The organism is Leptothrix ochracea (assembly GCF_041083635.1).
GTDB lineage: Bacteria > Pseudomonadota > Gammaproteobacteria > Burkholderiales > Burkholderiaceae_C > Sphaerotilus > Sphaerotilus ochraceus.
The window spans coordinates 1-10623 of record NZ_JBFPHB010000049.1 but is presented as its reverse complement, the minus strand read 5'-3'; the positions used below and the strand labels follow the sequence as shown (position 1 = coordinate 10623).

General features: G+C 56.2%; 20 protein-coding genes and 3 tRNA genes. All 23 read left to right on the top strand.

All coding sequences use genetic code 11. The features are described from left to right. Positions 1-704, top strand: a 704-nt coding sequence (locus tag AB3X39_RS13490) for a uracil-DNA glycosylase (RefSeq protein WP_473964902.1), incomplete at its 5' end; no start/stop codon positions are given. Positions 705-895: 191 nt separating this feature from the next. Further along, entirely contained in the window at positions 896-1264 is a 369-nt protein-coding gene (rplN, locus tag AB3X39_RS13485; protein WP_173805738.1) for a 50S ribosomal protein L14, read from the top strand. 23 nt (positions 1265-1287) lie between these two features. Beyond that, positions 1288-1605 (top strand): 50S ribosomal protein L24, encoded by a 318-nt coding sequence (rplX, locus tag AB3X39_RS13480; RefSeq protein WP_369417896.1) that lies wholly within the window; start codon positions 1288-1290, stop codon positions 1603-1605. Between the two features lie 13 nt (positions 1606-1618). Beyond that, the gene (gene rplE, locus AB3X39_RS13475; protein ID WP_369417895.1) at positions 1619-2170 is read left to right on the top strand and encodes a 50S ribosomal protein L5; all 552 of its coding nucleotides are present in this window, start codon (positions 1619-1621) and stop codon (positions 2168-2170) included. Between the two features lie 8 nt (positions 2171-2178). After that, positions 2179-2484, top strand: a complete 306-nt coding sequence (rpsN, locus tag AB3X39_RS13470; RefSeq protein WP_369417894.1) for a 30S ribosomal protein S14 — start codon at positions 2179-2181, stop codon at positions 2482-2484. A 35-nt stretch (positions 2485-2519) separates the two neighbouring features. After that, positions 2520-2915, top strand: coding sequence for a 30S ribosomal protein S8 (rpsH, locus tag AB3X39_RS13465; protein ID WP_369417893.1), 396 nt, complete (start codon positions 2520-2522; stop codon positions 2913-2915). An 18-nt stretch (positions 2916-2933) separates the two neighbouring features. After that, a complete protein-coding gene (gene rplF, locus AB3X39_RS13460) occupies positions 2934-3467 on the top strand; it encodes a 50S ribosomal protein L6 (RefSeq protein ID WP_369417892.1) in 534 nt (177 codons plus the stop codon). Between the two features lie 11 nt (positions 3468-3478). After that, positions 3479-3844 carry a 50S ribosomal protein L18 gene (gene rplR, locus AB3X39_RS13455; RefSeq protein WP_369417891.1) on the top strand — a complete coding sequence of 122 codons (366 nt, stop codon included), beginning with the start codon at positions 3479-3481 and terminating at the stop codon, positions 3842-3844. Positions 3845-3872: 28 nt separating this feature from the next. Continuing rightward, positions 3873-4391, top strand: coding sequence for a 30S ribosomal protein S5 (rpsE, locus tag AB3X39_RS13450; RefSeq protein WP_369417890.1), 519 nt, complete (start codon positions 3873-3875; stop codon positions 4389-4391). A 16-nt stretch (positions 4392-4407) separates the two neighbouring features. Next, entirely contained in the window at positions 4408-4590 is a 183-nt protein-coding gene (gene rpmD / locus AB3X39_RS13445) for a 50S ribosomal protein L30 (RefSeq protein WP_369417889.1), read from the top strand. 25 nt (positions 4591-4615) lie between these two features. Continuing rightward, positions 4616-5050: a 50S ribosomal protein L15 gene (gene rplO, locus AB3X39_RS13440; RefSeq protein WP_369417888.1), complete on the top strand. Its 435-nt coding sequence runs from the start codon at positions 4616-4618 to the stop codon at positions 5048-5050. A gap of 37 nt (positions 5051-5087) precedes the next feature. Continuing rightward, the gene (gene secY, locus AB3X39_RS13435) at positions 5088-6398 is read left to right on the top strand and encodes a preprotein translocase subunit SecY (RefSeq protein WP_369417887.1); all 1311 of its coding nucleotides are present in this window, start codon (positions 5088-5090) and stop codon (positions 6396-6398) included. A gap of 29 nt (positions 6399-6427) precedes the next feature. Then, positions 6428-6646: a translation initiation factor IF-1 gene (infA, locus tag AB3X39_RS13430; protein ID WP_369417886.1), complete on the top strand. Its 219-nt coding sequence runs from the start codon at positions 6428-6430 to the stop codon at positions 6644-6646. 54 nt (positions 6647-6700) lie between these two features. Then, positions 6701-6814 (top strand): 50S ribosomal protein L36, encoded by a 114-nt coding sequence (rpmJ, locus tag AB3X39_RS13425; RefSeq protein ID WP_369417885.1) that lies wholly within the window; start codon positions 6701-6703, stop codon positions 6812-6814. Between the two features lie 45 nt (positions 6815-6859). After that, entirely contained in the window at positions 6860-7225 is a 366-nt protein-coding gene (rpsM, locus tag AB3X39_RS13420) for a 30S ribosomal protein S13 (RefSeq protein ID WP_369417884.1), read from the top strand. A 23-nt stretch (positions 7226-7248) separates the two neighbouring features. Then, a complete protein-coding gene (rpsK, locus tag AB3X39_RS13415; RefSeq protein WP_369417883.1) occupies positions 7249-7653 on the top strand; it encodes a 30S ribosomal protein S11 in 405 nt (134 codons plus the stop codon). Between the two features lie 189 nt (positions 7654-7842). After that, complete coding sequence (gene rpsD, locus AB3X39_RS13410; protein ID WP_369417882.1) at positions 7843-8466, top strand: 30S ribosomal protein S4; 624 nt, start codon at positions 7843-7845, stop codon at positions 8464-8466. 131 nt (positions 8467-8597) lie between these two features. Beyond that, entirely contained in the window at positions 8598-9584 is a 987-nt protein-coding gene (locus AB3X39_RS13405) for a DNA-directed RNA polymerase subunit alpha (RefSeq protein WP_369417881.1), read from the top strand. Positions 9585-9643: 59 nt separating this feature from the next. Beyond that, positions 9644-10036: a 50S ribosomal protein L17 gene (gene rplQ / locus AB3X39_RS13400; protein WP_369417880.1), complete on the top strand. Its 393-nt coding sequence runs from the start codon at positions 9644-9646 to the stop codon at positions 10034-10036. Positions 10037-10103: 67 nt separating this feature from the next. After that, positions 10104-10189: transfer RNA gene (locus AB3X39_RS13395), tRNA-Tyr, on the top strand. Positions 10190-10241: 52 nt separating this feature from the next. Further along, positions 10242-10315, top strand: a tRNA-Gly gene (locus AB3X39_RS13390). A gap of 63 nt (positions 10316-10378) precedes the next feature. Continuing rightward, positions 10379-10453 (top strand) — tRNA-Thr (locus tag AB3X39_RS13385). 45 nt (positions 10454-10498) lie between these two features. Then, on the top strand, positions 10499-10623 hold a 125-nt coding region (locus AB3X39_RS13380), incomplete at its 3' end, for a GTP-binding protein (RefSeq protein WP_369416806.1).

Genomic DNA, 10623 nt, shown 5'->3' with positions numbered 1-10623 from the left:
CGCGTCCGCTGGCCGAGGCGCTGCTGTGCGATGTCGCCCCGGGCTGGGGTGAGGTGATCGAGGCTTTCCTTGCTTCACCCAAGGGGCGCTCCTTGGGTCAGGCGGTGGATGCGCGAGTCGCCCAAGGGGTGCCGGTCTATCCGGCGTGGCCGTTGCGGGCGCTGACCACGCTGTCGCCTGCCGACGTGCGGGTGGTGATCCTTGGTCAAGACCCGTATCACGGACCGGATGAGGCCGAAGGGCTGGCGTTTTCGGTGCCTGAAGGCATCAAGATTCCGCCCAGTTTGCGCAACATCCGCCAAGAGCTGGTTGCTGACGTGGGGTTGGTGCTGCCCAGCTCGGGCAGCTTACGGCCGTGGTGTCGGCAAGGGGTCTTGTTGCTCAATACCTGTCTGAGTGTCGAGAAAGATCGCCCGGCCAGTCACGCTAAGTGGGGTTGGGAAGTCCTGACCGATGCGTTGATCGACCTCGTGGCCGCACAAGCGCAGCCCAAAGTCTTTTTGCTGTGGGGGGCGCATGCGCAGGCCAAGGCCGAGCGGATCAAGGCCAGTCGCCAGCCACAACGGATCCTGATGTCGAACCACCCCTCGCCGTTGTCGGCCCGCCGCCCGCCGGTGCCGTTCCTTGGCAGTCGGCCTTTCAGTCAAGCCGATCGCTGGTTGCGCGAACAATCCCATTTAGGGATCGATTGGGCCTTGACATGACTGAATGATGTCGGCATAATCGCGGATTCTTCAGCTTTGTGTGTCCGTACGGGGTAGCTGTTGCGGACAAATCGCAGGGCTGGTTTCGCCCCCAGCGCAGGTTTTCGCATGTGTGAATTCCTGGTGACGGGCCCAAGACTGACCGAAATAAAAGCCATGGTGGTTTTTAAGCGGGAAAAGTTGGGGACAACATGATCCAAATGCAATCGCGGCTTGATGTCGCGGACAACACCGGCGCGAAGTCTGTCATGTGCATCAAGGTGCTTGGCGGATCGAAGCGTCGTTATGCCGGTATTGGTGACGTGATCAAGGTCAGCATCAAAGAAGCTGCACCGCGTGGTCGCGTCAAAAAGGGCGAGGTTTATAACGCTGTGGTGGTTCGTACTGCCAAGGGTGTTCGCCGCCAAGACGGTTCGCTCGTCAAATTTGATGGCAATGCAGCAGTTTTGCTCAATGCCAAGTTGGAGCCGATTGGCACCCGTATCTTCGGCCCAGTGACCCGCGAATTGCGGACTGAGCGCTTCATGAAGATCGTGTCGCTCGCGCCCGAAGTTCTCTAAGCCGACGGCGAAAGGCAAGAGCCATGAACAAGATTCGCAAAGGCGACGACGTCATCGTTTTGACGGGTCGCGACAAAGGTAAGCGCGGCAAGATTGCTTCGCGTGTGGATGCCGATCATGTCATCGTTGATGGCGTGAATGTGGTCAAGAAGCATGTTCGCCCGAATCCCCTCAAGGGTACGACGGGTGGCATTGTGGACAAGACCATGCCGATCCATCAGTCCAATGTGGCGATTTTCAATCCCGCGACCGCCAAGGCAGATCGCGTTGGTATCAAGCTGCTTGCTGACGGCAAAAAAGTGCGCGTCTACAAGTCCAGTGGTGAAGAAATCAAGGTCTGAGGCGGGATTCGAAATGAGTCAACAACAAGCGCGTTTGCAGACGTTTTATCGCGAACGCATCGTTCCAGATCTGGTGGCTAAGTTTGGCTACAAGTCTGTGATGCAAGTGCCGCGTCTGCAAAAGATCACCCTGAACATGGGTGTGAGTGAAGCAGTTTCGGACAAAAAAGTCATGGAGCATGCCGTCAACGATCTGACCAAGATCGCTGGCCAAAAGCCCGTGGTGACCAAGTCCCGTAAAGCTATCGCTGGATTCAAGATCCGCGAAAACGTGCCGATCGGTTGCATGGTGACCCTGCGTGGCACGCACATGTATGAATTCCTGGATCGTTTCGTGACCATCGCTTTGCCGCGAGTGCGTGACTTCCGTGGGATCTCGGGTCGTTCTTTCGACGGGCGTGGTAACTACAACGTCGGCGTCAAGGAACAGATCATTTTCCCGGAAATCGAATACGACAAAGTCGATGCGTTGCGTGGTCTGAATATCAGCATCACGACGACCGCGTCCACCGACGATGAGTGCAAGGCGCTGCTGGCTGCCTTCCGCTTTCCGTTCAAGAACTGAGGTGTTGCGTGGCTAAACTTTCTCTGATTCAGCGCGAAGAAAAGCGCGAAAAGCTGGTTGCCAAGTACGCCAAGAAGTATGCCGAACTGAAGGCCATCATTGATGACTTCAGCAAGTCGGAACAAGAGCGTTATGAGGCACGCCTGGCGCTGCAAAAGCTGCCGCGTAATGCCAATCCGACGCGTCTGCGTAATCGTTGCGGCCTGACGGGGCGTCCCCGTGGCACGTATCGCAAGTTTGGTCTTGCGCGTACCAAGATTCGTGAGCTGGCTTTCCGTGGCGACATCCCAGGTGTCGTCAAGGCGAGCTGGTAATTCGGCGTCTTGAGGACACAAAAAGGAGCAATCCCATGAGCATGAGTGATCCCATCGCCGACATGCTGACCCGCATTCGCAATGCGCAGCAGGTTGACAAGGTCAGTGTCGCTATGCCTTCTTCGAAGTTGAAGATCGCTATTGCCCAAGTCTTGAAAGACGAGGGTTATATCGGTGACTTCCAAGTCAAGGTTGACGGCGGCAAGGCCCAGTTGGAAATTTCCCTGAAGTATTACGCCGGTCGCCCTGTGATCGAACGTATTGAACGTGTGAGCCGTCCCGGCCTGCGCGTTTACAAGGGCCGTCACAGTATTCCCCAAGTCATGAATGGCTTGGGTGTGGCTATCGTCACGACCCCGCAAGGCGTTATGACGGATCGCAAGGCGCGCGCTTCCGGTATCGGTGGCGAAGTCTTGTGCTACGTCGCCTAAGGATAGGAGAGGCTTGCAATGTCCCGCGTAGGAAAAATGCCGGTCGCCGTTCCCCAAGGTGTGGACGTGTCGATCAATGCCGGTCAGATCAGCGTCAAGGGTGCCTTGGGCACCTTGGTGCGCCCGGTGCACGAGTTGGTGACTGTGGTCAACGATTCGGGCAAGCTGACTTTTGCGCCCAACGATGATTCGGCTTTTGCCAATGCGATGTCGGGTACGACTCGCGCATTGGTGGCCAACATGGTGACGGGCGTGACCAAAGGATTCGAAAAGCGACTCAGCTTGGTTGGCGTGGGCTTTCGTGCCCAGGCTCAAGGCCAAAAGCTGAATCTGCAAATCGGTTTCTCTCACCCGGTGGTGAAAGACATGCCGGCTGGTATCAAGGTGGAAACACCGAGCCAGACCGAAGTCGTCATCAAGGGTTCGGATCGTCAAGTGGTTGGACAGCTTGCCGCTGAAGTGCGCGCATTCCGTCCGCCCGAGCCTTACAAGGGCAAGGGTATCCGCTACGTTGGCGAGAAGGTGGTTTTGAAAGAAACCAAGAAGAAATAAGGAGTGGCAGCATGTTGAACAAAAAAGAACAGCGTCTGCGCCGCTCTCGCCAGACTCGGGTCCGGATTGCGTTGCAAAACGCAGTGCGTTTGACGGTCTTCCGTACCAATTTGCACATCTACGCCAGCGTGATCTCTGCGGATGGCTCGACAGTGTTGGCTTCGGCCTCGACCGTCGAAAAAGACGTGCGTACCCAGCTTGGCGCTGCCGGCAAGGGTGCCAACGTGGGTGCGGCCGAACTGATTGGCAAGCGTATTGCCGAAAAGGCCAAGGCTGCTGGCATCGAGAAAGTTGCATTCGATCGCTCCGGGTTTGCTTATCACGGTCGGGTCAAAGCCTTGGCCGAAGCAGCTCGCGAAGCGGGTCTGCAATTCTGATCTAGCACGCTGAACGAAGGAATTCGAAATGGCTAAGTTTCAACCGAAAGTAGCTGACGAAGGTCGCGACGACGGTTTGCGCGAGAAGATGATTCAGGTGAACCGCGTGACCAAAGTGGTCAAGGGCGGTCGGATCATGGGTTTCGCAGCGTTGACAGTCGTTGGCGATGGCGATGGCCGCGTCGGCATGGGCAAGGGCAAGGCGCGTGAAGTGCCGGTGGCTGTGCAAAAGGCGATGGAGCAAGCCCGTCGCAACATGGTCAAGGTCTCGCTCAAGCAAGGCTCGATCCATCACAACATCCGTGGCGAACACGGTGCAGCCAAAGTGCTGTTGGCTCCGGCTCCTGCTGGTACCGGCATCATCGCTGGCGGCCCGATGCGCGCTGTGTTTGAAGTCATGGGGATCACCGACATCGTGGCCAAGAGCCTCGGTTCGACCAACCCGTACAACATGGTTCGTGCAACGTTTGATGCGCTGAACCATGCGACGACTCCGTCTGACATTGCGGCCAAGCGCGGCAAGTCGGTCGAAGAAATCTTCAACTGACGCATCGGAGAGCGACATGTCAGAACAGAAGACCGTCAAGGTCAAGTTGGTGCGTAGCGTCAACGGTACCCGTCAAGATCACCGTGATACGGTGCGTGGTCTTGGCCTGCGTCGTATGAACAGCGAATCGGTTTTGATCGATACGCCGTCCGTGCGCGGGATGATCAACAAGGTCTCGTACCTCGTGAAGGTGCTGTGAGAACTTCACGACAGGATTCAATGTCATGGAACTGAATACGATCAAACCCGCTGGCGGCTCCAAGCATGCCAAGCGCCGCGTCGGTCGCGGTATGGGTTCCGGCCTCGGCAAAACTGCTGGGCGCGGTCATAACGGCCAGAAGTCCCGTGCAGGCGGTTATCACAAGGTGGGTTTCGAAGGCGGTCAAATGCCTTTGCAACGTCGTCTGCCCAAGCGTGGTTTCAAATCGGCTGCCCTGAAGTTCAATGGTGAAATCACCTTGGCTTCGCTGGACAAGCTCGGTTTGGACGCTGTGGACCTGCAAGCCCTGAAGCAAGCTGGCTTGGTGGGCGAACTGGTGCGCAACGTGAAGGTGATCAACACCGGCGCGATCGCTCGCAAGGTGGTTTTGAGTGGCATCGGCGCTACGGCCGCAGCAAAGGCTGCGATCGAAGCTGCGGGTGGCTCTTTCGCCGCTTAAGTTCTGAAACCGCTTTAGACATTCGAACGGGTTCTTTGTGGCATCGAACGCAGCACAACTGGCCGGTAGCGGCAAATTCGGCGATCTACGGCAACGACTGGTTTTCCTGTTGTTGGCGTTGGTGGTTTACCGGATTGGTGCGCACATTCCGGTGCCAGGGATCAACCCTGATCAACTTGAGCAACTGTTCAAGGGTCAGCAGGGTGGCATCCTGAATCTGTTCAACATGTTCTCTGGCGGTGCGCTGTCCCGCTTTACCGTCTTCGCGCTCGGCATCATGCCGTACATCTCCGCGTCGATCATCATGCAGCTCATGGGCCACGTGGTGCCGACTCTGGAAGCGCTGAAGAAAGAAGGCGAAGCTGGACGTCGCAAAATCACCCAGTACACCCGTTGGGGGACGCTGGGCTTGGCGATCTTTCAATCGCTCAGCATCAGTTTGGCCTTAGAAGGCTCGGCTGGTTTGGTGATTGAGCCGGGTTTTATGTTCCGGTTCGGTGCCGTGATCAGTCTGACGGCTGGGACGATGTTCCTGATGTGGTTGGGCGAGCAGATCACTGAACGTGGTCTGGGCAACGGCATCTCGATTTTGATTTTTGCCGGTATCGCTGCGGGTTTGCCCAATGCGGTCGGCGGTTTGCTCAGCTTGGTCAATACCGGTGCGATGCCCGTGCTGGTTGCGATCTTCATCGTTGCCTTGGTTGCTCTGGTGACCTTCGCAGTGGTGTTTGTTGAGCGCGGTCAGCGCAAGATTTTGGTGAATTACGCCAAGCGTCAAGTGGGTAACAAGGTCTATGGCGGGCAGTCCTCGCATTTGCCCTTGAAGATCAACATGGCCGGTGTGATTCCTCCCATCTTTGCTTCGTCCATCATCTTGTTGCCGGCAACGGTGGTGGGCTGGTTTGCGACAGGCGAGGATCTTCGCTGGCTCAAGGACATTGCCTCGGCGTTGTCGCCGGGTCAACCGATCTACGTCATGCTGTATGCGGCGATGATCGTGTTCTTCTGTTTCTTCTACACGGCGCTGGTTTTCAACAGCCGTGAGACGGCTGATAACTTGAAGAAGAGTGGTGCGTTCATCCCTGGTATTCGTCCCGGTGATCACACAGCACGCTATATCGACAAGATCTTGGCTCGGTTGACCTTGGGTGGCGCGATCTACATCACGATGGTGTGTCTGTTGCCTGAGTTTCTGGTTCTGAAGTACAACGTCCCGTTTTATTTCGGTGGCACGTCGCTGTTGATCATTGTGGTGGTCACCATGGATTTCTGGGCTCAGGTTCAGTCCTATGTGATGTCCCAGCAATACGAGACGCTGTTGAAGAAAGCCAGCTTCAAGGCTGGTTAAAACAAAAAGCGGAAGCAGGTTAGCGATCAATGGCAAAAGATGATGTGATCCAGATGCAGGGGGAAGTGCTTGAGAATCTTCCCAATGCAACCTTCCGCGTCAAGCTGGAAAACGGACATGTGGTGCTCGGTCATATTTCAGGAAAGATGCGTATGCATTACATTCGCATCCTTCCAGGTGATCGAGTCACTGTAGAACTGACACCTTATGACCTCACGCGCGCCCGCATCGTTTTCCGGGCCAAGTGAGAGAGTTTCAAAAGTTTCGAGGCTGAAGAGCGCTCGTCGATCAAGGAGAACACCATGAAAGTCGCGGCATCCGTAAAGAAGATCTGTCGTAACTGCAAGATCATCCGTCGCAAGGGTGTGGTCCGCGTGATTTGCACCGACCCGCGCCACAAGCAGCGTCAGGGCTGATGAGCCGATCCTCCCTAGAACGCTGCATTTGTTGAGAGTACGCACATGGCACGTATTGCTGGTATCAATATTCCGCCCCACAAGCACACTGAGATTGGACTGACGTCCATCTACGGTATCGGTCGCACGACCGCACAGAACATCTGTGATGCTTGCAGCATTCCTTACAACAAGAAGATCAAGGATCTGACCGATTCTGATCTTGAAAAAGTTCGTGAGGAAGTCGGCAAGCTGCTTATCGAAGGCGATCTGCGCCGCGAGATTTCGATCAACATCAAACGGTTGATGGATCTCGGTTGCTATCGTGGTTTCCGGCATCGCCGTGGCCTGCCTGTGCGTGGCCAGCGTACCCGCACGAATGCACGCACCCGCAAGGGCCCGAAAAAGGGCGCCGCCGCCCTGAAGAAGTGATCTGAACGCCGAGAGTACTGAACATGGCAAAAGCACCTGTCAATAACGCGGCGCGCCGTGTGAGCAAGAAGGTCCGCAAGAACGTTGCGGACGGCGTGGCTCACGTTCACGCGTCGTTCAACAACACGATCATCACGATCACTGATCGCCAAGGTAACGCCCTTTCTTGGGCTTCCAGCGGCGGTCAAGGCTTCAAGGGTTCGCGTAAGTCCACACCGTTTGCCGCTCAGGTGGCAGCTGAAGTGGCTGGTCGTGCAGCTCAAGAACAAGGCATCAAGAATCTTGATGTCAAGATCAAGGGCCCAGGCCCGGGCCGTGAATCCACCGTGCGGGCTTTGGCTCTGCTGGGGATTCGGATTGCGTCGATTTCTGACGTGACTCCTGTGCCTCACAACGGCTGCCGTCCGCAAAAACGGCGCCGGATCTAATCAGCGATTGATCTTTGGGCGAAGCAGGAAATTTCTGCTTCGTCTATAATCAAAAGCTTCGTCGGCGGGCGCTTTGTGTGCGTCCGCCGTTTGTCGTTGAAGCTTAAAGCTTCAATCAAGACCACCGTCTGTCATGGCTGACAGACTTGCGCACCGCTTGCGTGCGTCAGAGCAATTCAAGGTATCAACGTGGCACGTTATCTCGGCCCCAAGGCCAAACTTTCCCGCCGTGAAGGCACCGACCTCTTCCTGAAGAGCGCCCGCCGTCCGATCGCCGATAAGGCCAAGTTCGACAGCAAGCCTGGTCAGCATGGTCGCACCTCGGGTTCGCGCACCTCTGACTTCGGTCTGCAACTGCGTGAAAAGCAGAAGGTCAAGCGCATGTATGGCGTGCTGGAGCGTCAGTTCCGCCGTTATTTTGCCGAAGCTGAACGTCGTCGTGGCAGCACCGGTGCCAACTTGTTGTTCTTGCTCGAATCGCGTCTGGACAATGTGGTGTACCGCATGGGCTTTGGCTCGACCCGCGCTGAATCGCGTCAGCTCGTGTCCCACAAGGGCATCATGGTCAACGGTGGCATCGTCAACATTCCGTCGTACTTGGTCAAGGCCGGTGACGTGGTGACTGTGCGTGAAAAGTCGAAGAAGCAAGTCCGTATTCAGGAAGCGCTGAAGCTGGCTGAATCCATCGGCATGCCGGCTTGGATTCAGGTCGATTTGTCGAAAATGGAAGGTGTCTTCAAGAAGACGCCGGATCGCGACGAATTCGGCTCCGACATCAACGAATCGCTGATCGTCGAACTGTATTCACGTTGATCGTGTCCGCGGGTCTGCTCGGCCCGCATCGGTGGCTCCCGGATGTTGCGTGGGGCTGTGTCCCATGACCGTCCGGAACATCCATCAGCCTTATCGGTGTAACGAACCGAGGGTATTGACAGGAACATTCAATGCAAAGAAATCTGCTTAAGCCTAAGGCCATCAATGTGGAGTCCCTGGGGGGGCATCGGGCCAAAGTGACCTTGGAGCCCTTTGAGCGGGGTTATGGTCATACGCTTGGGAACGCCCTGCGGCGAGTTCTCCTGTCGTCGATGGTGGGTTATGCGCCGACCGAAGTGGCCATCAGTGGTGTTTTGCACGAGTACTCGACCGTGGATGGTGTTCAAGAGGATGTGGTTCACATCTTGTTGAACCTCAAGGGCGTGGTGTTCCGTTTGCATACCCGTGATGAAGTCACGTTGGTGTTGCGCAAAGAAGGCGAAGGTCCGGTTCGGGCTTCTGACATCCAAGCGCCCCATGACGTCGAGATCATCAATCCGGATCACGTGATTGCCAACTTGGCTCAAGGCGGCAAGATCGACATGCAAGTCAAGGTCGAAAAGGGCCGTGGCTATGTGCCGGGTAGCTTGCGCCGTTATGGTGACGAGCCGACCAAGTCGATTGGCCGCATCGTTCTTGATGCATCGTTCTCGCCGGTGAAGCGTGTCAGCTACACGGTCGAAAGCGCTCGCGTTGAGCAGCGTACCGACTTGGACAAGCTGGTGATGGAAATCGAGACCAATGGTGCGATTTCTCCCGAAGAAGCGATCCGTGCTTCGGCCAAGATCTTGGTCGAGCAGTTGGCTGTGTTCGCACAGCTCGAGGGCGAAGCGCTGCCGATCTTCGAACAGCCGGCACCGCGCGTGCAGCATTTCGATCCGATCTTGCTGCGTCCGGTGGATGAGCTGGAATTGACCGTTCGTTCGGCCAACTGCCTCAAGGCCGAAAACATCTATTACATCGGTGATCTGATCCAGCGCACCGAGACCGAATTGCTGAAGACGCCCAATCTGGGTCGCAAGTCGCTCAACGAAATCAAGGAAGTTTTGGCTTCCCGTGGTTTGACATTGGGTGCTCGCCTCGAAGACTGGCCGCCTCAGGGTTTGGATAAGCGTTGATTTGTGCACCCGGCGGTACCTTGAACCGGCCGCCGGTTTGATAAAGAAAGGAAAGCACCATGCGTCACGGACACGGCTTACGTAAGCTGAACCGCACTTCTTCCCATCGACTGGCCATGCTTCGCAATATGGCCAATTCGTTGATCGAACACGAAGCGATCAAGACAACCTTGCCCAAGGCCAAAGAGCTGCGGATGGTGGTTGAGCCCTTGATCACTTTGGCCAAGGAGCCGACTCTGGCCAACAAGCGTTTGGCTTTTGATCGCCTGCGTGATCGTGCCAACGTCGTCAAGTTGTTTGACGTTCTGGGCCCGCGTTTCAAGGCGCGTCCGGGTGGCTACACACGTATCCTGAAAATGGGTTTCCGTGTGGGCGATAACGCACCGATGGCTTACGTCGAGCTGGTTGAGCGCACTGAAGTGGCTCCGGCTGCCGAAGCTGCTGCTGAATAATTACAAAAAAACACCAAGAGGGCCTTGCGCCTTCTTGGGAGCTATAGTACATTCTATGGCTCACCCTGGAGGGGTGCCCGAGTGGCTAAAGGGGGCAGACTGTAAATCTGTTGGCTTACGCCTACGCTGGTTCGAATCCAGCCTCCTCCACCAAGTGTGAGTTTTGTGTTCAGGTCTTGGGTGTGTTTCATCCTTGGCTTGCTGGGCGGGAGTAGTTCAATGGTAGAACCTCAGCCTTCCAAGCTGATGGTGCGGGTTCGATTCCCGTCTCCCGCTCCAAGATGTCGGCGGTGTATGCGTCGATAGAGTTCTGAGTGCGTTGGTATTCAGAGCTGTGTCGATGCCCATGTGGCTCAGTGGTAGAGCACCCCCTTGGTAAGGGGGAGGTCGCAGGTCCGATTCCTGCCATGGGCACCACCTTCTGAATCGTCATACCTGCGGATCGCAGCGAGGAGCGCGAACATGGCAAAAGAGAAATTTGTACGTACCAAGCCGCACGTCAACGTGGGCACCATTGGTCACGTGGACCATGGCAAGACAACGCTGACAGCAGCGATCACCACCGTCTTGTCGGCCAAGTTTGGCGG

Coding starts and splice junctions, on each gene's coding strand:
- rplN (WP_173805738.1), top strand. CDS start 896: ATGATCCAAATGCAATCGCGGCTTGATGTCGCGGACAACACCGGCGCG.
- rplX (WP_369417896.1), top strand. CDS start 1,288: ATGAACAAGATTCGCAAAGGCGACGACGTCATCGTTTTGACGGGTCGC.
- rplE (WP_369417895.1), top strand. CDS start 1,619: ATGAGTCAACAACAAGCGCGTTTGCAGACGTTTTATCGCGAACGCATC.
- rpsH (WP_369417893.1), top strand. CDS start 2,520: ATGAGCATGAGTGATCCCATCGCCGACATGCTGACCCGCATTCGCAAT.
- rplF (WP_369417892.1), top strand. CDS start 2,934: ATGTCCCGCGTAGGAAAAATGCCGGTCGCCGTTCCCCAAGGTGTGGAC.
- rplR (WP_369417891.1), top strand. CDS start 3,479: ATGTTGAACAAAAAAGAACAGCGTCTGCGCCGCTCTCGCCAGACTCGG.
- rpsE (WP_369417890.1), top strand. CDS start 3,873: ATGGCTAAGTTTCAACCGAAAGTAGCTGACGAAGGTCGCGACGACGGT.
- rpmD (WP_369417889.1), top strand. CDS start 4,408: ATGTCAGAACAGAAGACCGTCAAGGTCAAGTTGGTGCGTAGCGTCAAC.
- rplO (WP_369417888.1), top strand. CDS start 4,616: ATGGAACTGAATACGATCAAACCCGCTGGCGGCTCCAAGCATGCCAAG.
- infA (WP_369417886.1), top strand. CDS start 6,428: ATGGCAAAAGATGATGTGATCCAGATGCAGGGGGAAGTGCTTGAGAAT.
- rpmJ (WP_369417885.1), top strand. CDS start 6,701: ATGAAAGTCGCGGCATCCGTAAAGAAGATCTGTCGTAACTGCAAGATC.
- rpsM (WP_369417884.1), top strand. CDS start 6,860: ATGGCACGTATTGCTGGTATCAATATTCCGCCCCACAAGCACACTGAG.
- rpsK (WP_369417883.1), top strand. CDS start 7,249: ATGGCAAAAGCACCTGTCAATAACGCGGCGCGCCGTGTGAGCAAGAAG.
- AB3X39_RS13405 (WP_369417881.1), top strand. CDS start 8,598: ATGCAAAGAAATCTGCTTAAGCCTAAGGCCATCAATGTGGAGTCCCTG.
- rplQ (WP_369417880.1), top strand. CDS start 9,644: ATGCGTCACGGACACGGCTTACGTAAGCTGAACCGCACTTCTTCCCAT.